Below are 20,774 nucleotides of genomic sequence, written 5' to 3' on the forward strand. Positions count from 1 at the left end.
CACCGACTGCCTCATTGAGCAAATGCCCGTGAGGCAGTCTTTTTACGCCATACAAAAGAGCTGCCCCGTATGAGACAGCTCTTTCGTATACCCGGTCGGGTTAATAATGAATCAGTATGTGCTTATTAAGCCTTCTTGTTTGATGCGATGAACTTGTAGAGGAATGCTGCAAGAGCTGCACCGAGGAAAGGTCCTACGACAAATACCCAGAGGCAGGAAAGTGAATCAAATCCTGCGAGGATTGCAGGTCCGATGGAACGTGCAGGGTTAACGGATGTACCTGTAAGGCCGATACCGAGGATATGGACCATAACGAGTGAGAAACCGATAACGACGCCGCCGAAGGAACCGTGCTTGAACTCGGAATCAGTAACACCGAGGATTACGAATACGAAGATGAAAGTAAGGAGCAACTCTACAAAGAGACCTGCAAGCCAGCTCTCATTAACGCCGGCAAGACCGTTTGATCCGAGTGCGCCTGTCTTATCTTCCACATTGCCCAAAGCGAAGATGATCTTGAGGCAAGCTGCTCCGAAGAGAGCGCCCAAAGTCTGGCTGAGGAAATAAAGGAAGAAATCCTTGGCATTCATTCTGCCTGCGATGAGGCAAGCCAGTGAAACGGCAGGATTGATATGGCAACCTGAAATATTGCCTACACAATATGCCATTCCGACAATAACAAGACCGAATGCAAAAGCAGTAAGGATATATCCGCAGCCGTTAGCAGCGTCACATCCTACCAGCATAGCAGTACCGCAACCTACAAGAACAAGGGTGAACGTACCGATAAACTCGGCGACATACTTCTTAAGTGAGTCCATAACAACACCTGCCTTTATTTATTTGAGCAGGTATCGCCTGCTCTTACTCAATTATAAACATATTCCTCGCCATTAGATTTGATAATTACTTCATTTGTGTTACCGTTTGAAGACATTTCGACATGGCCGATGACCTTGGCATCGATGTTGAATGTCCTGGCGATATCGATGATGCCGGAAGCAGCAGCCTCGTCAACATAGAATTCGATCCTGTGTCCGCAGTTGAATACCTGATAGAGTTCCTTCATCGGAATCTCACCGGATTCATAGATAGCCTGGAAGAGCGGCGGGAGTTCGAACATATTGTCCTTGACGTATCTGACGCCGGTACCGAAGTCACGGCACTTTGCCTGTCCGCCGCCCGTGCAGTGGATGATGCCGTAAACATTCTCTCTGTAAGAAGCGAGCACCTTGGAGATGACCGGAAGGAATGTTCTCGTGGGAGCGAGGATCGCCTCACCTACCGTGATGTCAGTTCCGGGGAGATTATCGGAGAGTCTGTACTTTCCGCAGTATGCCTTATCCTCTCCAAGCGTATCCGAGAAGGATTCCTTATAGTTTTCGTAGTAATACTTATTCAGGAGCATGTGGCGCGCAGCCGTAAGTCCGTTGGAGGACATGCCTGAATTGTATCTGTCCTCGTATGTTGCCTGACCGAAGGAAGCAAGACCAACTATTACGTTGCCGGGCTTGATGTTTGCAGCGTTGATGACGTCAGATCTCTTAGCCCTTGCCACAAGAGTCGAGTCAACGATGAGCGTTCTTACGAGGTCGCCGACATCAGCTGTCTCACCGCCGCACATCGTGATGTTGATGTCCTGTCCTGCGAGTTTTGCGATGATCTCGTCATAACCTTCGATAACCTTAGCGATAGCCTTGCCGTCAACTCTGTGAGCGTTACGGCCGATAGTGTTGGACAGCATGAGGTTCTCTGTGACGCCGCAGCAGGCGAGGTCGTCCGTATTCATTACGAGTGAATCCTGAGCCAGGCCCTTGAACCAGTCGTAATTGCCTGTTTCCTTATACATTAAGTAAGCGACGGAAGATTTTGTGCCGGCGCCGTCAGCGTGGATCGCAGTGCAGTATTCGGGATCTCCTGCGAGATCTTCGATAAGCTTGCAGAAAGCTCCCGGGAAAACTCCCTTGGACTGGTTCTTTACTGCTGCCTTTACGTCATCCTTTGTGGGAGATACGCCTCTGCTCAAATAAGATTCTGCTGACATGTTTTTATCCTCCGGTTATTTGATCTCATCAGTTATGTTTCTCGTGCAGGCCGGTAAGCCGGGTTCTGTATGTGACGATCATCTATCTAGACGTAATATCTCTAAAACGTTCAAGCCGTCTCCTAAGGCCCGCGGACCGCGGTTATCACCTTTCCACGACGTTGCTCCGGATGGGGTTTACAAGGCCGATATGTCTCCACATCGCCGGTGAGCTCTTACCTCGCCTTTTCATCCTTACCCTTGTGGGGCGGTTTTCTTTTCTGTTGCACTTTCCTTAAAGTTGCCTTCACCGGGAACTGCCCGGCATCCTGTCCTGTGGAGCCCGGACTTTCCTCATGCGCCGAGCTTTCGCTCACCTGGCGCCCGCGATCGTCTCGGTCTGCCCGAAAAACATCATTATTTTAATAATAAAAGCGTTTAAAGTATAGACGGAACTTCGTTGTTATAATTCACAGTAAATTCTATGCCCGGATACTTTTCCGAGAGCAATTGCCTTAACTTGGGAAGATATGCCTGCTCCGTTGCCGAATGTCCGGCTATGACGGTATTGATCCCCATCTGTTCCAATGCAACACATACATGATGCTTTATCTCGCCGGATACGACAGTATCAGCTCCGCACTTGATCACGCCCGGGATGGAATCCTCGTCAAAGGCACCTCCCTGAACAAATACCCGCCTGACAATGTTTTCGGGATTATTGATCGTGATAATGCCGCTCGAGCCGAGCTTTTCTGCAACAAACCTGCAGTATTTCCTTAGTGTCATTAGATCTATCGTGACTATATCGTATACAACACCGCACTCAACGCCTTCAACGGACTTGGGATTTTCCGCTTCGAGCTTATCGGCTATGGCGAGATTACCGAATTCATTTGTCATGTCGAGGTTCGTGTGGCAGCTGATCACCGAGATGCCGGATCTGATCAGGTTTGCAAGCGTCCTGCCGGTGGCATCGTCCAATGTAAGAGTCTTTATGCCACCAAAAATTATCGGGTGATGAGTGACTATCAGGTTTGCTCCGGCATTCCTGGCGGTCTCTATAGCCTTGTCCGTAAGGTCTAATGACAGGACCACTGCCGATACTATCTTTTCCCTGTCGCCTGCGATAAGCCCTGTGTTGTCGTAACTCATTGCATTCTCTTTCGGGAAAACCTCATTAAGGAACATCTCGATATCATTTACGTTCATTTTTCTTTCTTGCCTCCAATGCAGACTTTACAACGGGATTGCTTCTCTGCCTGATCTCGAATATATCATCGAGATGCGCGAAATAAGCGATCACCTCTTTATCCCCTTCATTATATCTTTCCAGGAGCACGGGCCCGTAACAGGCTTCTTCATCCGTTAAGGAATAACTCTCACCCTTATACGTTACCCGCATGCAATTATAGAATATATCCCTGTCGCAACAAACACTTTCATCCTGATATGTAAAACCGGTCTCCGCAAGGAATTTCCTGACTGTATCATTAGATTTCTGGGGCTGGAGAACGAAAGTTACCTTCTTCATAACCTCAGATCCGTTATCCTTGAGCGCTCTTGTAACGATATCGATTATGTTAAGACCGCCCATTCCGGCTATGACGACTATATCGCCTTCCTTTAACGGGACACCGTTAAGGCCGTCAGTAACAAAAACTTCGGACCTTTCCTTATATCCGGCCAGGATAAGTGCTGTCTCCGATCGTTTGGCAGGGGCTTTATGTATCTCCGTGCATACGGCAGAGCTGACAAGGGATGAATCAAGACATCTGAGCGCGAGATAACCGTGATCCGAACCGACGTCTATCACCCTCGTGGAACCGGGCTCGCTTACGGCAGATCTTACCTGCTCATAGACCATCTCGAGTCTGACGGTAAGTTCCTGCATCAGAGTTCTCCGATCCTCTTTCTTAATGAATCCTTGTATTCGATCAGCTTTCTTATGGCCTGATCGATCTTCTTCTTTTCCTCAGGTCCGGCAGAAGCACGCATATCCATGAGTCTTTCCTCTTCTCTGGAGAGAACGGATGACCTGACCTTGAACAGGAGCATAAGATACATATCGGTCTTGATGAGGACATTGGCACTCCTGTCGGCATTTTCGACAGCCTTCAGCATAACGCTCTCGGCAGGCAGACCGTTTATCGTGAGCCTCGTGAAATAATCGTTCATCCTGGCAAATATCTTCTCGTTCTTACCGTCGTAGATATTGAGGAATATCCTGACCAGTTCCCTTAAGGTATCACCCGAGAAATCGTCAGGTCTTATGATATCAGTCTTCTCGATCTTCTCGCTCTTTGCCAGTGCCGTACCCAAAGAAAGCGCATATGCGAAAAGATCTATCTCTTCTTTTGTGGCGGTATCATTTACCTTCTTGAAGGCAGGCTGCTCATCGGGAGATGTTTCTTCATTTTGTTCCGGGGGAGGTTCGGGCATATCGGGATCAGTCTCGAAATCCTGAGCGCTGTTCCTCCTGCTCATGTCTTCCCTTCTCTCGCGTTCAAGCGCCCTGGAAGTTGCAAGCTGCTGCTTCTTGTCTTCGATCATGCTGTATTTCTGCATCTGGCTGATGACAGCATCCGGAGATGCGCCGAGCAGCGGAGCCGCAATACCGGCCATCCTGGAGCGTTTGATGTCATCGTTCATCCATGAACCGTAAAGACAGATATCCTCCTGATACCTGCCTCTGTCGAGAATGCCCGTCTCGGGATCGGTATTGTCGTTTTTGGCTCTCTCCAAAAGATAGTCTTCGACATAAAGGGCATTTTTGACGACTTCCTTGAACTTGTCGGCGCCGTTTGTCCTAATGTATTCATCCGGGTCTTTACCGTCAGGGACCTTTGCTATCCTGATGCGGATATTGATCCCCGTAAGTTTTCTTAAGTATTCCATCATCATCTTGACGGCTCTCAGAGCAGCCTTCTGTCCGGCATTGTCGGCATCGAAAAAGAAGACGACTTCCTCGGCGAATCTGCTGCAGAGCTTGAGCTGGCTGTCTGTAAATGACGTTCCGAGAGCGGCCACGGTATTCCTGAATCCTGCCGCATGCATCGCGATGGCGTCCATATAACCTTCAACCACGATGAGTTGCTTGGACTGCTCCTTCCTGGCGAAGTTCATCGCATAGAGATGGTTCTGTTTATTGTAAACGAGTGAATCGGGCGAATTGATGTACTTGGGTTTCTCATCACCCAAAGCTCTTCCACCGAAAGCTATTATCGTACCGAAAGTATCGAATATCGGAAACATCAGCCTTCCGCGGAAAAGATCATAAGGTTTGTTGTTTTTGGGTGATACGGCAAAGATGCCTGACTTCAGGAGTTCCTCGTCCTTATAGCCCTTCTGTTTAAGAAGATCGTAGAGGGCCGATCTGGCCATGGGCGAATAACCTATACCGAAGTTATCCAGGGTCTGTTTGGAAAGGCCCCGCTTTGCGGCATATTCCCTGGCGGGAACACCGATCTGAGGATCGTTGAAAGACTTATAGTAGAACTTCGCGGCTTCCTTAAGGATATCCTTTACCCTGTTCTTTTCTTCCTTTTGGATGCTCTCGCCGGAATATCCCGTCTCCGGGATATCGACACCGTAGATGCCTGCCAGATGCCTGATGGCTTCGGGATAGCTCAGATGCTCTATCTCCATGATGAAGTTGATGGCATTACCGCCCTTGCCGCATCCGAAACAGTGATAGATGCTCTTTCCGGGATGGACTGAGAAAGACGGCGTCTTCTCAGAATGGAAAGGACAGAGTCCCCAGAGATTTGAGCCGGAACGCTTGAGCTGCACATAGCGGCCTACGACAGATTCGATATCTGCCCTGGTAAGCACTTCATCTATAACACTTTCAGGTATCAGTCCCATGTTCGCCTCTGATTAAAATAAAAGCCCGGTGATTATCCGGGCCTTTAGTGATAGCCGATAAAAAAGCTCAGTCTTCTTTCTTATCCTTCTTCTTGCCGAAAAGGCCGGTCTTCTCAGGCTGCTCAACCTTCTTGATGGATCCGTCAGGATTGAGCTGGTCACGCTTGATTACTGTTTGTATAGCACTTTTCGTGAAAGTTACAAGAGAATTTGCGGCCGAAGTCGAGATAGTGACCTCATCTCCCTTGATATTGGCCACAAAACCGACAAGACCGCCGATAGTAACTACCTTATCGCCGACAGAGAGCTTGCTCATCTGTTCCTTGAGTTCCTTGTCCTTTTTACGCTGAGGTCTGATAAGCACAAAGTAAAAGACCACGAACATGATCAAAAGAAGACCTAAGGAAGCAACAGATCCCATCATCTCGCCCGGAGCTCCGAACATACTCATGGTTCCTGCATCATCAAAATAAAACATTTATATTTCCTCCAAAATTAAATATCTGTATATTGAGCTATTACATCAGACATCGTGAAATAGCCCTTCTCTTTGCCTGCCATGAACTTTGCGGCAGTAAGAGCGCCCTTGGCGAAGACTTCTCTTGTCTGTGCGCTGTGGCTGATCGTGAGGATCTCCTCATCACTGATGAACATTGCACTGTGCTCACCGACGATATTGCCACCCCTGATGGAAGAGATGCCGATCTCATTCTTTGCTCTGGCCTTGTTGACACTGTGTCTGTCATAGACATATTCGACAGTGTCGGGGATCTCCTGATCGATGGCGGATGCTATCATCATTGCAGTTCCTGAAGGTGCGTCGAGCTTTCTGTTGTGATGAGCTTCAACGATCTCGATGTCAAATTCGGGATAAAGGATCTTCGTAGCCTTCTTGCAGAGCTCGACCATAAGGTTGATGCCGAGGCTCATGTTTGCGGACTTGAATACAGCGATCTTCTCCGAAGCTTCAAGGATGCTTGCGACAGTCTCGTCAGAAAGCGCCGTTGTGCAGCATATAAAAGGCTTATTGCGTGTTAAAGCAAACTCAAGGATCGTGGGAACCGCTTTTGCATTAGAAAAGTCGATGATAACATCGAAATCCTCTGTACATTCGTTAAGGCTCGTATAGACCGGGAAATCGTAGCTGTCATTGGAGATAATGTCTCCGCCGGCAACGATCCTGTAATCAGGATTGTTATAACAGAGCTCGGCAATGGCTTTGCCCATTCTGCCGCAACAACCGTTTAGAAAGATATTGACCATTTTTCCACTCCTGTTCCTTATCGTTCTTACTTTGCGAGAAAATCTGCCATGGCTGAAGTGTCATACTGCTTGAGCACCTCAACGACCTTATCGTGATTTGCCTTGCTCATCTCACAGAGAGGAAGTCTGCAGGGACCTGCATTCCAGCCGAGGATATTCATTGCTTCCTTGACGGGGATCGGGTTTACTTCGCAGAACATAGCCTTAACGAGCGGAATGAAACCGATCTGGGCATTTCTTGCATCTTCGGTGTTTCCGTCGATGTAATCGTGGATCATCTTGGATGTTTCCTTAGGCATGATGTTGGCGATAACTGAGATAACACCCTTTGCGCCGAGTGAGAGCATCGGAACAGCAAGTCCGTCCTCTCCTGAATAGAGCGCATATCTGTCTCCGCACAGGCTGTAGATCTCGGGAACCTGACCGAAATTGCACTCCTTGACGCCTACGATATTCTCGTAAACGGAAAGTCTCTTGAGGAGTTCAGGTCCGATGTTTACGTTTGTTCTTGAAGGAACGTTATAAAGTATGATGGGAAGCTCGGGAACCGCCTCTGCGATCTTTGCGTAGTGACGGAAAAGTCCTTCCTGGGTGCACTTGTTGTAATAAGGCGTTACGAGTAATGCAGCATCAGCGCCGAGCTCATATGCCTTTTTAGTAAGAGAAACGCCGAATGCGGTATCGTTGGAACCTGTTCCTGCGATAACGGGAACTCTTCCGGCAACTGTATCAACAGCAAACTTGATAGCTTCAACGTGCTCTTCTTCTGTCATGGTGGCAGCTTCGCCGGTCGAACCACAGATGATTATGGAATCGATGCCCTGCGCTATCTGGAATTCGATAAGGCGTCCGAGTTCATCGAAATTGATCCCGCCATCCTCAAAGAAAGGAGTAACGATGGCAACACCGGCACCTACAAATACAGGCTTGGACATATATATGCCTCCTAGTGAAAGATTAACAAAAATACGAGTTTTAACCCTAAAACCTATTTTGACTAATGGATTTTAACACCTAATATTATTAATAGTCAATTTATACTTCTGGGGTGCACAATTGTACTTCCACAGCGCACAATCAAAGGAATTTAACCTTCCTGTGGATCGTTATCGAAGGACATCGGATACTTCACGTGGTCAAAGTCAGCAATGAGTCTTTTGAACACGCTGTTTATGGCGGATTTGTTTACCGACTTGATAACAAACGACATTCTGTACCGTCCCCTCAGCTCGTAAATAACACAGGGTATCGGTCCGTACACTTCAAACTGGTATTTCGGGTCCTGAAACGAAAGAAAATCGTTAAGATACTTGGCAAGTATATTAGCCCGCTGGATGAGCTTGTCCTCATCGGTAAGCGAGAGCACTATCTCACCCACCGCTTTAAACGGAGGAAGATTGAGCTTTTTCCTGTACTCTATCTCCTGATCGTAGAAAGCCCTGTAATCCTGAGAGCATGCGAATCTGAACAAAGGCTGATCCGGCCTGTAGCTCTGAATGAAAACTATACCCGGATGATCTCCCCTGCCGGCTCTTCCCGCAGCCTGCGTTATCAGCTGGAACGCTCTTTCCGAAGCCTTAAATGACGATGAGGCCAGCATCAGATCGGCACCTAAAACACCTACCACCGTGCAGTCAGGGAAATCCAGACCCTTGGCGATCATCTGGGTGCCTATAAGTATCGAAGCCTCTTTATTCGCAAACTTCTCGATTATCTCCTTGTGCGCGCCGGGAGTCATGGTGGAATCCTGGTCCATCCTTAAGACCTTCTCATGCGGGAACACCTGATGGAGGAACTCCTCGAGCTGCTGGGTACCGAATCCCGCCTTCGTAAAATGATTGCCGCCACAGTAAGAGCACCTCGCCTCATAGGACGGAAGCGTATATCCGCAGTAATGACATATAAGGCTCTGCGTGCCGTTGCGCCTGCTGTTGTGCAGTGTCATGGCAACGGAGCAGTTCTTGCAGGTGACCGGCTCACCGCAGTCTTCACATATGAGAGTTCTCGAAAAGCCCCTCCTGTTGAGCAGCAGTATGGCCTGCTTGTTCTCGGAAAATGCGACAGACATCGCCTGCCTCAAAGGAAGAGACAGCATATCCCCACTTCCGAGTTTTATCTGTTCTTTCATGTCGACAGGTATTATCTCGGGCAGAACTGCTTCCTGCCTTGCCCTGTTCTTAAGTTCAAGTAATTTATAAGCATTTTTCTGGGCGGCATAGAAACTCTCAACGGAAGGTGTGGCGGAACCCAGGACAACCGTACATCCGGTCTTCTGGGACCTGAGCCTTGCGATATCCTTTGCGGAATACCTTGGATGCGATTCGGACTTATATGAACTGTCGTGTTCCTCGTCCAGTATTATCAGCCTGAGATCTACCGCCGGAGCAAAGACTCCGCTCCTTGGGCCGACTATAACCTTTGCTCTGCCCGTCCTGATGTTGTTCCACTGCTCGTAGCGCTGTTTGTCGGTCAGCCTGCTGTGGAGCACCGCAACACTGTCACCGAGTCTTCCCTTTATCCAGCTGATGGTCTGTGGTGTCAGTGATATCTCGGGCACAAGATATATGACGCTTCCGCCGTCAGCTATTACCTTCTTCGCACAATTGAGATAAACTTCGGTCTTTCCGCTTCCGGTGATGCCGAAGAGCAGAAAAGTACCGGCAGTCCTGCTGTCAATGCCATTGCAAATCTCATCGACCGCTTCCTGCTGCTCGGGAGCAAGATCATATTCTTCGGTAAACTTATCCTGCAGGACCTCATCTTCTGCCACAGCCGATGCATCTTCTTCCGCCGTCTCCTTCACGAGTCTTACAAGACCTTTGTCCTCAAGTGCTTTTACCTGAGCTGCAGAACATGACAATGAAGTCATGAGTTCCTTTCTCGTACACTTGCCGCGTTCGAGAAGATACTCGAGAATATTTATATGCGCGGCTGATCTGAGCTTCTCACTGTCGAGAACGTCATTTGCTGTCTGCTCTGAAATGAGCTCAACAAAAACCTCCATGGGATCTTTATGATTAACGACACATGAAGGCACCATGAGTTCTACCACTTCGCCTCTGGTGCAGTTAAACCTCTCGCTGATATTGCCGATCATGGCGATCTGATCACCGTTAAGCACGGGAAGAGAGGACATCAGCGAACCGATGTCCTTAATCTTCGCTAAATCACCGTCAAATGAATCCTTGAGTTCGATTACAACTGCGGTCTTCTGAGTATCCCCCATTCCGAAAGGAACGGATACCATCGATCCCGGAAGAACGGAACCTTCCAGTTCTTCGGGAACATGATAGGTATAGAGTCTGTCAGTCTGCCTTACGGCACCTCTGAGGATAACTCCGCAATACATGCATTACCCTCCGAAACCGCCGCCGTTGCCGCCGTTATTTCCATCGTCTTTATTGCCGTCGTTGCCGCCGAGCAGGTCAAAGAGATCGATCTGAGCACTTTCGGGCAGATCATCAAGTATGCCGCCGTAATCCAGGAGTTTCTGCGTTACGGACTGTCCGACGCCTGTCCTTCTCATGAACTCGTCACGGTTCTTGAACGGACCGTCTTTTCTAGCCTTCTCGATCGCTTCACCGTTGGCGGGCGATACGCTGCTGATGGCACAGAACGGAGGTCTGATCTTCTTGGGACCGGCCTTCGCGAACTTCGTGCCGAGTGAATCCTCGAGAGTAATGGGCGCAAAGGTTATGCCTCTCGCATACATCTCCTCGATAAGCTCGTAGAAATAGTATTTGAGCTTGGTATTGGGATCACCCTTCTCATGCATCTCATCGGCAAGTTCTATACGTCTCTTCTTTACCCTCTCCGGGCCGTTACACATCTGCTCGGCATCGAACAGACCTTCACCTCTGTTGGTAAAGAATGAACAATAGTATTCCTCAGGATAGTAGACCTTAAACCAGGCTACTCTCAATGTCGATATCGCATACGCTGCAGCATGTGCCTTCGGGAACATGTACTTGATCTTCTGGCAGGATTCGATATACCAGTCAGGAACTCCGCAGTCTTTCATCTCCTGTACATACTCAGGCCATTTAGCGATCTTTCCTGCGGCTACTTTACCCTTACGTACACCTTCCATGATATCGAAGGCATCTTTATTCGGAAGACCCCAGTAGATCAGGCTTGTCATGATGGAGTCACGGCATCCGATTACCGAATTAAGGTCACATATACCGTTCCTGATAAGATCCTGGGCATTGCCGGTCCATACGTCGGTACCATGCGAGAGACCCATGAGCTGTACAAGATCGTAGAACCTTGTCGGCTTTGTTTCCTTGATCATGCCTCTTGCCATGTTAGTGCCGAGCTCCGAAAGTCCCAAGGTGGCTGATCCTGCATCGGTAGCCTCTATCGGGAATCCCAGGGCATCCGTACCTACAAGAAGGCTCATAACCTTCTCATCAGGGATCGGTATGTCGGTTATGGTTACTCCCGTGATGTCACTTAACATTCTCAACACCGTAGGATCGGCATGACCCAGGATGTCGAGCTTGAGGATAGTGTCATGCATCGCACGGAAGTCGAAGTGCGTCGTTATGATGCCGCAGTCTGTCTTGTTTGCCGGAAACTGGATCGGAGTAAACTCGTAAATGTCCATTTCCTTCGCGATAACGACGATTCCGCCGGGGTGTTGAGATGTGGTCCTCTTTACGCCGATGATGTCTCTGGACATGTATGCAAGATGCGCCTGGGTGTACTTCTCTCCGCGCTCATCAAGTATCTTGCGGCAGATGCCGTAAGCATTCTTGTCCTGATAAGCTCCGATCGTACCCGCCTTGAACGTGTGCGTTCCGCCGAAGAGCACGCCGACATATGCATGAGCTCTCGGCTGGTATTCGCCCGAGAAGTTAAGGTCGATATCAGGCTGCTTATCACCCTTGAATCCGAGGAATGTCTCGAAAGGAATATCCTGTCCGTCCGGAATGAGCTTCTCGCCGCACTCCGGACAATTCTTCGGGGGCAGATCGTAACCTGATCCGTATACGCCCGTGTTATCGAACTCGGCATAATTACACTTAGGACATCTGTAATGCGGAGGCAGCGGATTAACTTCAGAGATACCGCACATGGTGGCGGCAAATGAAGAACCTACCGATCCTCTCGAACCTACTACGTATCCGTCATTATTGGATTTCTTAACGAGTCTGTATGCGATGTAGTACATGATCGCATAACCGTTACCGATTATGGATTCAAGCTCTCTGTCGAGTCTCGCCTTAACGACTTCGTTAAGAACGCCGTTATGGCGGTACATCCTGTTAGCTCTTGTATAAGCAATGTCTCTTACGTCGGCAGCTGCCCTCGCGATCTGCGGAGGATAAGATCCGTCAGGGAAAGGCTTGATGCCGAACTCGATAAGATCGGCTACCTTATTCGTATTGTCGATGACGACTTCTTCGGCTTTTTCCTTACCGAGATACGAGAACTCGGCGAGCATCTCATCAGTAGTCCTGAAATACAGATCGCTCTGCATCTCAGCATCGTCGAATCCCATGCTCATGAGAAGGTATTTTCTGTAGATACCGTCTTCCTTATTAAGGAAATGGGAGTCTGTAGTGGCACAGCACATCATGCCGTGATCGTCAGCCGTCTCGACCAGAAGTTCATTGATGACCTGAATGTCAGCTTCGTTCATCGCGACCGGACCGGTGTCAGATTTGGCAGGATCCTGTCTTGTAATGAACATGTTGTTGCAGAGCGGCTGGATCTCCACATAATCGTAGAGATTCAGTATCTTTTGGAACTCTGTGTCTGTCTTAAGGAATTCCCTTGTCGCATTCCTGTCCTTGCCGAGTTTCTTATATGAAGAGATCACATAGCGGTAGATCTCGCCTCTTTCGCAGGCACCGCCTACGATGATGCCGGACTTGAAATACTTCAGAAGGCTCTTGGGAGTCCTCGGTCTTCTGGAATAATAGTGGATCTGCGATTCGGATACGATGCGGTAAAGGTTATAAAGACCCATATTCGAACGCGCAAGATAGATAATGTGATACATAGGCGATTCCGGCATCTCGCCTATCTTCTTTGTCGATTTTATCCGTTCGGGCGTATAGTGACCGACGGAATAATTGATCTTAAGCGCATCAACAGAGCCTGCATCCTTAAGGCAGGATACTAGCAGAGATGCCGACTTGTAGCATGCGGAGAACATATCGTCAAACTCTCCGCCCTGAGGCTCATATGTGAAATCAGCACCCTTGCTTCCCAATGCTTCATCAACACTCTTAAATTCGCCCTTATAGAATGTCTCCAGAATATCTTCATCAGATGTTGCAGGCATGAGGAACTTATGTCTGTAGTAGACGTGATCTTCGATGTTGATCCCGTAGCCGGCTCTTCTGAGAAATGCAAGCGTGGTAAAGATATCCGGACCTGTAACATAGGAATCACCGATGAATTCCAGTAGCTCTCCCATTGCGAAATAAGAATCGCAGGGCTCACCGGAACCCGGATAGATGACGTCGTCGAATTCGGCATGGAAATCGGCAACATGCTCAAAGATCAGTTTCTCGGGAATGACCTCGTCTTCACCGTCTGCATATTCACCGGTAATGTCGAGATCGACATTTACGGCCTTACCGAGAAGTGCATGTGGATCTCTGGGCTTGACGGCAATGTTCTCATCGCTCAGGCTGTCCGGTATCTCTTCGGGAGCCCAAAGCGACTTATCGATATCGTGAGATGCGAACTCCATTGCATCCTGATCGGATTCGCCCTCTTCTTCAGGCTTAACGGCCTTGTATCCCTTAAGTCTAAACTTGGATGCGCATACAGTGGTAAACGTGTCCTTAAGGGCATCGTCACCATTCCGCTTAATTACGATGGAAACAAATGAACCTACAGCTTTCGGCTTCTGAATGAAATTCAGTGAAGCGTCATCATCGACATCAGAAGGCTTGATCTTGTCATTCTTGACATCGTAAGGAAGATTGTAAAAAACGGTCGGACCGTCTTCAACAAGATAGCCCTCGCATCCGAGTATGCACTTGATGGGCTCTTCTCCGCTGTCCTTGCGTGATTTGTTGATCTCCTTTGCTTTTTCAAAGACATGCGGGAAAGCCTGTACGACGCCGTGATCGGTGACAGCGCAGGCACTGTGGCCAAATGAAGCCGCAAGCTTTATGAGATCGGCAGGATCCGTCGTCGCGTCGCTCTCGCTCATCTTGGTGTGAACGTGCAGTTCGACTCTCTTCCTCTCGGCCTTGTCCTTTCTCTTAGGCGGACGCTCAGCCTTGAAGAAACCGGAAACCTTTATGCCTTTGTCGCCGCTATATGAATCATTTTCACAGTTGCCCTGGATACCGATAAACCCGCCCTTGCCGTATTCCTTCTGGAACTGATCGGCTTCCTCGGGCTTAAGGAATGCAACGCAGGATATACCGTCTGTAGCATCGAGACAGTTAAACTTTATGATGACGGTCTTGCCTGACTTTGCAAGCTTGAAATCATCAGTGAAAGTGATATCGCCGGCGATGTTTACGTCGACATCTCCAATCGTCAGATCGGCGATGTTCATGAATACCGCATCTTTTTTAACGCGGCCGAAGAGCTGGTTCTCGGCATTCTCCTGTCTCCTGTAGAAAGACTGCTTGTCCTCCTGACGGGCTTCCTTTCTCATCTGCTGGGCCTTAAAAGCCCAGGAATCCTTGCCGGCCTCTGTATCCTTTTCATCAGAAGAATCCTTGTCATTCTTCTTTTTTCTCTTGCTCTTCTTATCTTCGGAAACGTATTCTTCGAAAGTCTCGAGCCTGCCCTCGTCAATAGCAAGCCTGACGATATCTTCCGGAGACATATCATTTCCGGCATATTCAGGTTCTACGGAAGTGATCTCTACGGTTCCGCCGATATCGCTGCCGAGACATATGGCCATTGCGCCCTTTACTGCAGCCGTGAGCTGCTCTCTGTCAATGTCGTTGAGCATCATCTCAAGGCCGGACGGGATATTGACATGCGTAAGATATGCAAGGATGTCGCCCTTGTCATAATCGATGTCGGTCTGAATGCTTATGAACCCGACAGTATCTGCTACTCCGCCGGTATTGTCGCGTTCAATGTAATAGCAGACAAGATTATTTACAAACTCGCAGATATCAGGGAGATTAACATAATCCAGTCCTGCAAAGGTCAGGTTTACCTTTGTACCGAAATCACGCTCGAGCTCTTCGACGAATACGACGAGACTGTTATTTGAAGTCAGTGAATCCGCACCTTCGATTATCAGGTTGATCGCGGATTTTGCCTTATAGATGTCTACCTTTACGACAAAAAGATCACAAAGGTCCTTATACTTCTCCTGATCTACATTAAAAAGCTCAAGTAGCTTTACTCTTTTCTTCTCCAACTCTGATCACTTCCCTTACAAATTCTTCGACCGCTGTGGATGCCGGGATCTTCCTTACCGGCTCGCCCTTCTCGAACAGGACGAATTCATCCTTCCCGCCTGCGATGCCGATATCGCATTCTCTTGCTTCTCCGGGACCGTTGACTACACAACCCATTACGGCAACCTTAAGGTTATAAGGGAGATTGGTTACTTTGGCTTCGATCTGCCCCGCGAGTTCTATGAGAGGGACCTGTGTCCTTCCGCAAGTGGGACAGGATATAAAAGTTATTCCGCCGTCTCTGAGATCCAATGCTTTAAGGATCTGTTTAGCTGTGATCACTTCGTCCACGGGATTGCCGGTAAGTGACACCCTTATGGTGTCTCCTATACCTTCTGCAAGAAGAGCGCCGATTCCGACCGCCGACTTGATCGCTCCTTCACGCACCGTACCGGCTTCGGTAACGCCGACATGAAGAGGATAGTCGCATGTTCTCGCAAGGATCCTGTAGGTGTCGATGGTAAGTCTGGGTGACGAGGACTTGATCGATATTACGATATCGTCAAAATCCTGATCTTCCAAAAGCTTTACCGCACCCAAAGCACTCTCGGTCATGGCATCAGCATTGACCTCTCCGTACTTTGCAAGGATCTCGCGGGATATGGAGCCGGAATTGACTCCGACGCGGATCGGGATGCCCCGTTCCTTACATTTATCCGCAACTGCCTTTACTTTCTCGGGACCGCCGATATTACCGGGATTGATCCTGATCTTCGCAGCACCGTTCCCGGCAGCCGCGAGTGCCAGTCTGTAGTCGAAATGGATGTCCGCAACAACGGGGATCGGAGATTCCGAAGTGATAATCTTCAGAGCTTCAGCCGCCTCCATATCGGGAATGGCGACTCTCGTGATATCACAGCCGTGATCGGCAAGCTCTCTGATCTGGGCAAGAGTAGCCTTCGCATCTCTGGTGTCAGTATTGTTCATCGACTGGATCTTAACAGAAGACCCGCCGCCTACTTCAACATTGCCGATCAAGACTTTCTTCGTCATAATTGTTCTCCTAAAACTACGGTCAGTAACCGAAAATGATCCTCAGTATATCCGAAACAAATGCGAATAACAGGAGCAGTATGATCAGGACGAATCCGACCACGGTGAGCCTGCCTTCGGCTTTCTCGGACAGTTTCCTTCCGATGACCATCTCGACGACTACCAGGATGATCTGTATGCCGTCAAGACCCGGGATGGGAAGAAGATTTGAAAATGCCAGTGCGATGGAGATAATAGCGCTCAGCATTATGAGCATATAGATCTTCTCGCCTACAGTGTCCTTCTCTTCGCTGACGACATCGTTGACCATGGTGGTAATACCAATGGGACCCGATACCAAATTATATGCTTTTACCTTTCCGGCGATAATATCTTTGATGCCTCTCAAGGTAATATTCCCGATCGAAGCCGGCATTTTGGCCGCATATGCTAACGCAGCGAAAAATCTTGCGGGAGAATTTACGTAATAAGGGATAAGCGAGATGCCTCTCGATGTGGCGTATTCGACATATTTCGGTGCGAGCTCGACATCTTCGGATCTACCGTCTCTTACATATGTTATGGTAAGGACCTCGTCCGTCAGGCTGTAGAGATATTCGTCAAAACCGTCCTCGGCAACGGAAACGCCGTTGATATGCGTGACATAGTCGCCTTCCTTTAGCACGGGGTTGCCGTTATTCTGCTCTTCCTCTACGGAATGGACGAGCCATCCTTTATGCTCATTCTCGGTGGACATCGATTCAACCGTGATAAGCAGCATGGGTCTTGTCCTGATGACAGGAGTAAGTGTCAGATCGTATGTCGAGCCGTTCTCTTTTGACTTGAGCGTCAGCGTCATTACGGAAGCCGGATCGTCTGCGTCAAACTCGTAGTAAAGATCGTAGGCGGAATATACCTTGTGACCGTTTACGGCCTTTATCGTGTCTCCAGCCGCGTACTGAGCAGAGACGACACCCGTCTGAGCGCCTTCAATGGGCTTGCCGATATCAGTGCTGACAAATCCCGTTACGCAGAAGATGCCGCAGAATATGGAGATACCGAGTATCAGGTTCATTATGGGACCCGCAAGCGAGACCATGAGTCTTTTGAATCTCGGCTGATTAACCAGGAGTTCCGGATCGTCGCTCTCAACGACATATCCTTCCTCATCTATCTGGTTGAAACGGACATAAGCTCCTATGGGGATGAGCCTTATCGTGAAGTCTACGTCCTTATGTCTCCATTTAAGGAGCTTGGGGCCGACAAATATCGACACTTCATAGACTTTTATCTTAAGGAGTTTTGCTACCCAGAAATGACCGAGTTCATGCAGAGTGGCGAGCACTCCGAGCATAAGGACAACGAAGATGATACTGCGGACTATATTCATGAGCAGCTCTTCCCGTCTATCAGCTCATCGGCATATGCTCTGGCATCCGTATCGGCCTGCTCAACAGAATCAATCGTAAGTTCGGTGTTTCCAATAACCGCATCCATCTTTTCGACGGTCTCAAAAACGGTCCTCTCGATGTCGAGGAAACCTATCCTGCCGGCAAGGAAAGCCCTGACTGCAGACTCGTTGGCTGCATTCATGACTGTCGGAACAAGTCCTCCCCTGCGTCCGGCCTCATATGCGAGTCCGACCAGCCTGAAGACATCAGTGTCGCAGCGTTCGAAAGTAAGATTCGACAGAGCCGCATCGAAAGGATCGAATTCTTCGACTATCGCGGTTCCCCTCTCGGGATAATAAAGTGCAACTTCAATGGGAAGTATCATCGAAGGTCTTCCCATCTGAGCCAGGACTGAACCGTCCTTCATCTTTATCATCGAATGTATGACGCTCTGCGGATGAATGACGACATCGATATTGTCAACCGATATGCCGAAAAGGTGATGCGCCTCGATTATCTCAAGTCCCTTGTTCATCATGGTCGAGGAATCGATGGTGATCTTTCCGCCCATGTTCCATGTGGGATGCTGAAGAGCGTTCTCACGGGTAACGTTCTCGAGCTTGTCTCTTGTCATTCCTCTGAAAGGTCCGCCTGATGCTGTGATCATGATCCTGTCTAGATCATCTCTCTTCTCACCTTTCAGGCACTGCCAGATCGCCGAATGCTCGCTGTCTATGGGGAGCATCTTTACGCCTTTCTCCCTGATAAGCGGCATTATGATGTCTCCGCCCGCGACCAGTGTCTCTTTATTTGCAAGTGCGATATCCTTGCCGCTCAGCACGGCGTGATATACGGGCTCTAAGCCTGCAAAACCTACGATGGCGCCGACCAGCGTATCGCAGGAATCAAGAGTTGCCGCGGTGATATTGCCTTCCCTGCCGGAAAGGACTTCTGTATCGATTCCTTCATTCTTAAGTCTGGAGGAAAGCTCTGCCGCCTTCTTTTCGTCAACGACACAGCAGACCTTCGGTCTGAACTCGATAACCTGGCTATAAAGGGTATCCGCATCGCTGTTGCAGGTAAGCGCTTCGACCATAAAGTCCTCAGGCGCGTTCCTTACGACTTCAAGGGTCTGTTTTCCTATCGACCCCGTTGAACCCAATATAGATAATCTGCGCATATTAACTCTCCTAATGTGATGATTTCCGTTGAAGTGATTTCCCGTCAGAACAGGTTATTTGCGATCAATGCAAGGAGCAATGCCGTCGGCAGCGTAAAGAAAGCACTGTCGAACCTGTCGAGCATTCCGCCGTGTCCCGGGAAGATATTACTGAAATCCTTAATGCCGGTCCTTCTCTTGATGACAGAGCAGAACCAGTCGCCGAGCTGTGACATTACCGAGATCAGGATCCCCAAAAGGAACATTATTATCCCGTACCGGACCATCCCCATCTCGATATTGTCGACCTTATAAATTACAAGACATGAATAGACAGTGACTGCAACCGCGCAGAAGATCGATCCGCCGATGCAGCCCTCCCACGTCTTTTTTGGTGATATGTGAGGAACTATCTTATGCTTGCCGAAAGCAACACCCGTAAAGTAAGCAAAAGTATCTGTTGCCCAGGGAGCGAAAAGACCGATCACCATATAGAACCATCCGTGTGGCAGGAACAGCATGGCACAGTCCAGACAGAAAAGCGGGAATGAAATATAAAAGACCATACCGCCCGTGAACATGCCGTTCAGGAATGACTTGTCGTCATTCGGTCTTACAAGGGGAAGGTTTATGCCGCAGGAGACGGAATACATGCATACGATAATGAGATAGAGCGCCATCGTATTCTCGACCTTGAGGTTAAATACGAGTCCGCATACCATCACGAGTGTGGCAAGTCCCATGCCGATGCAAAGGAGCGACCTTGAAGGTCTGTATCCGCCGTGCTTAAGGGCTCTGTACATCTCGATGCACACACAAACGCCGATAATCACGGACATTACAACGGCAGTTACAGGCCAAAAATACGCCGGCAAGAAAAATGACAGCACCAAGACCGTAAATATAATGCCTGTAATGATCCTCTGTCTCAATTTATTTCTTGCTTTCCTTCTTTGACAGGCCGCCGAAACGTCTGTCCCTCAATGCATAATCCCTGAAAGCCTGGGTGAGTTCCTCATACCCGAAGTCAGGCCACAGGACGTCTGATACCCAGAATTCGGAATATGCGCATTCCCACAAAAGGAAATTCGATATCCTCTGTTCTCCCGACGGTCTGATTATGAGCTCAGGATCGGGTACGTCTGGAAGATAAAGATTGTCGGCGATCATCTGCTCGGTGATGTCTGCGGGGTCGACCGTTCCGGCCTTTACCTGCTCAGCTATCTTACGGCAGCTCGATACGATCTCTCTTCTTCCGCCGTAATTGAACGCAACGATGAGCTGCATCTTCGGACGGTCCTTGGATCTCTCCTCGCCTGTCCTGCAGACTTCCCTGATCTTCTCGGGAAGCGCTTCTATATCTCCGGTGAACCTTACCCTGATGCCTTCTTCGGCGAGCTCGGGATCATAACGGTCAAAGAACTCAACGAAAAGCTTCATGAGCTGGTCGACCTCACCTTCAGGTCTCGACCAGTTCTCGGTGGAGAACGCATAGACCGTCAGATACTTAACTCCGTATCTTCCGCAGTTGCGGCAAAGCTCTTTTAGGTTCTCCGCACCCGCCCTGTGTCCGGCGCTTCTGGGAAGGTGTCTTTTTGTGGCCCACCTTCCGTTGCCGTCCATTATCACACCCAAAGATACGGGGACCTTAAGGTCTCCCGTATCATAAGTCTTTTCCTGTTTATTACCGAGTATGGCCATTT

15 protein-coding genes and 1 other RNA gene are annotated in these 20,774 nt (G+C 49.0%); all 16 read right to left on the minus strand.

The window, feature by feature from the left end; translation table 11 throughout:
• Window positions 1-125 precede the first annotated feature (125 nt).
• Window positions 126-821 (minus strand): MIP/aquaporin family protein, encoded by a 696-nt coding sequence (locus BO18_RS01635; protein WP_034442759.1) that lies wholly within the window; start codon window positions 819-821, stop codon window positions 126-128.
• Window positions 822-868: 47 nt separating this feature from the next.
• Complete coding sequence (locus tag BO18_RS01640) at window positions 869-2,044, minus strand: AIR synthase related protein (RefSeq protein WP_034442762.1); 1,176 nt, start codon at window positions 2,042-2,044, stop codon at window positions 869-871.
• A gap of 38 nt (window positions 2,045-2,082) precedes the next feature.
• Window positions 2,083-2,430, minus strand: an RNA gene (rnpB, locus tag BO18_RS32285) — RNase P RNA component class A.
• 31 nt (window positions 2,431-2,461) lie between these two features.
• Window positions 2,462-3,235 carry a Nif3-like dinuclear metal center hexameric protein gene (locus tag BO18_RS01645; protein WP_034442765.1) on the minus strand — a complete coding sequence of 258 codons (774 nt, stop codon included), beginning with the start codon at window positions 3,233-3,235 and terminating at the stop codon, window positions 2,462-2,464.
• Window positions 3,222-3,917 (minus strand): tRNA (adenine(22)-N(1))-methyltransferase, encoded by a 696-nt coding sequence (locus BO18_RS01650; RefSeq protein ID WP_034442767.1) that lies wholly within the window; start codon window positions 3,915-3,917, stop codon window positions 3,222-3,224. The genes BO18_RS01645 and BO18_RS01650 overlap by 14 nt, the downstream gene beginning before the upstream one ends.
• On the minus strand, window positions 3,917-5,890 hold the full coding sequence (gene dnaG / locus BO18_RS32265) for a DNA primase (protein WP_051688421.1): 1,974 nt from the start codon (window positions 5,888-5,890) through the stop codon (window positions 3,917-3,919). The genes BO18_RS01650 and dnaG overlap by 1 nt, the downstream gene beginning before the upstream one ends.
• Before the next feature lie 67 nt (window positions 5,891-5,957).
• Window positions 5,958-6,368, minus strand: a complete 411-nt coding sequence (yajC, locus tag BO18_RS32270; protein WP_051688422.1) for a preprotein translocase subunit YajC — start codon at window positions 6,366-6,368, stop codon at window positions 5,958-5,960.
• A 17-nt stretch (window positions 6,369-6,385) separates the two neighbouring features.
• Complete coding sequence (gene dapB / locus BO18_RS01665) at window positions 6,386-7,153, minus strand: 4-hydroxy-tetrahydrodipicolinate reductase (protein WP_034442770.1); 768 nt, start codon at window positions 7,151-7,153, stop codon at window positions 6,386-6,388.
• 26 nt (window positions 7,154-7,179) lie between these two features.
• Window positions 7,180-8,088 carry a 4-hydroxy-tetrahydrodipicolinate synthase gene (gene dapA / locus BO18_RS01670; protein ID WP_051688423.1) on the minus strand — a complete coding sequence of 303 codons (909 nt, stop codon included), beginning with the start codon at window positions 8,086-8,088 and terminating at the stop codon, window positions 7,180-7,182.
• 152 nt (window positions 8,089-8,240) lie between these two features.
• The gene (gene priA / locus BO18_RS01675) at window positions 8,241-10,502 is read right to left on the minus strand and encodes a replication restart helicase PriA (protein ID WP_034442773.1); all 2,262 of its coding nucleotides are present in this window, start codon (window positions 10,500-10,502) and stop codon (window positions 8,241-8,243) included.
• A 3-nt stretch (window positions 10,503-10,505) separates the two neighbouring features.
• Window positions 10,506-15,509, minus strand: coding sequence for a PolC-type DNA polymerase III (locus BO18_RS32275; protein WP_051688424.1), 5,004 nt, complete (start codon window positions 15,507-15,509; stop codon window positions 10,506-10,508).
• Entirely contained in the window at window positions 15,481-16,542 is a 1,062-nt protein-coding gene (gene ispG / locus BO18_RS01685) for a flavodoxin-dependent (E)-4-hydroxy-3-methylbut-2-enyl-diphosphate synthase (RefSeq protein WP_034442776.1), read from the minus strand. The genes BO18_RS32275 and ispG overlap by 29 nt, the downstream gene beginning before the upstream one ends.
• A gap of 22 nt (window positions 16,543-16,564) precedes the next feature.
• On the minus strand, window positions 16,565-17,911 hold the full coding sequence (rseP, locus tag BO18_RS01690) for an RIP metalloprotease RseP (RefSeq protein WP_034442779.1): 1,347 nt from the start codon (window positions 17,909-17,911) through the stop codon (window positions 16,565-16,567).
• Window positions 17,908-19,092: a 1-deoxy-D-xylulose-5-phosphate reductoisomerase gene (locus BO18_RS01695; protein ID WP_034442781.1), complete on the minus strand. Its 1,185-nt coding sequence runs from the start codon at window positions 19,090-19,092 to the stop codon at window positions 17,908-17,910. The genes rseP and BO18_RS01695 overlap by 4 nt, the downstream gene beginning before the upstream one ends.
• Before the next feature lie 44 nt (window positions 19,093-19,136).
• Window positions 19,137-20,003: a phosphatidate cytidylyltransferase gene (locus BO18_RS32280; protein WP_051688425.1), complete on the minus strand. Its 867-nt coding sequence runs from the start codon at window positions 20,001-20,003 to the stop codon at window positions 19,137-19,139.
• Window position 20,004: 1 nt separating this feature from the next.
• Window positions 20,005-20,772 carry an isoprenyl transferase gene (locus BO18_RS01705; RefSeq protein ID WP_034442785.1) on the minus strand — a complete coding sequence of 256 codons (768 nt, stop codon included), beginning with the start codon at window positions 20,770-20,772 and terminating at the stop codon, window positions 20,005-20,007.
• Between the last annotated feature and the right edge of the window lie 2 nt (window positions 20,773-20,774).

It is taken from the genome of Butyrivibrio sp. AE2032, from assembly GCF_000702965.1.

What these genes read in the sequence shown, in the direction of transcription:
- rseP (WP_034442779.1), bottom strand. Translation starts at nt 17,911, where the DNA reads ATGAATATAGTCCGCAGTATCATCTTCGTTGTCCTTATGCTCGGAGTG.
- priA (WP_034442773.1), bottom strand. Translation starts at nt 10,502, where the DNA reads ATGTATTGCGGAGTTATCCTCAGAGGTGCCGTAAGGCAGACTGACAGA.
- dnaG (WP_051688421.1), bottom strand. Translation starts at nt 5,890, where the DNA reads ATGGGACTGATACCTGAAAGTGTTATAGATGAAGTGCTTACCAGGGCA.
- yajC (WP_051688422.1), bottom strand. Translation starts at nt 6,368, where the DNA reads ATGTTTTATTTTGATGATGCAGGAACCATGAGTATGTTCGGAGCTCCG.
- BO18_RS01650 (WP_034442767.1), bottom strand. Translation starts at nt 3,917, where the DNA reads ATGCAGGAACTTACCGTCAGACTCGAGATGGTCTATGAGCAGGTAAGA.
- BO18_RS01705 (WP_034442785.1), bottom strand. Translation starts at nt 20,772, where the DNA reads ATGGCCATACTCGGTAATAAACAGGAAAAGACTTATGATACGGGAGAC.
- dapB (WP_034442770.1), bottom strand. Translation starts at nt 7,153, where the DNA reads ATGGTCAATATCTTTCTAAACGGTTGTTGCGGCAGAATGGGCAAAGCC.
- BO18_RS01695 (WP_034442781.1), bottom strand. Translation starts at nt 19,092, where the DNA reads ATGCGCAGATTATCTATATTGGGTTCAACGGGGTCGATAGGAAAACAG.
- ispG (WP_034442776.1), bottom strand. Translation starts at nt 16,542, where the DNA reads ATGACGAAGAAAGTCTTGATCGGCAATGTTGAAGTAGGCGGCGGGTCT.
- dapA (WP_051688423.1), bottom strand. Translation starts at nt 8,088, where the DNA reads ATGTCCAAGCCTGTATTTGTAGGTGCCGGTGTTGCCATCGTTACTCCT.
- BO18_RS01640 (WP_034442762.1), bottom strand. Translation starts at nt 2,044, where the DNA reads ATGTCAGCAGAATCTTATTTGAGCAGAGGCGTATCTCCCACAAAGGAT.
- BO18_RS01635 (WP_034442759.1), bottom strand. Translation starts at nt 821, where the DNA reads ATGGACTCACTTAAGAAGTATGTCGCCGAGTTTATCGGTACGTTCACC.
- BO18_RS01645 (WP_034442765.1), bottom strand. Translation starts at nt 3,235, where the DNA reads ATGAACGTAAATGATATCGAGATGTTCCTTAATGAGGTTTTCCCGAAA.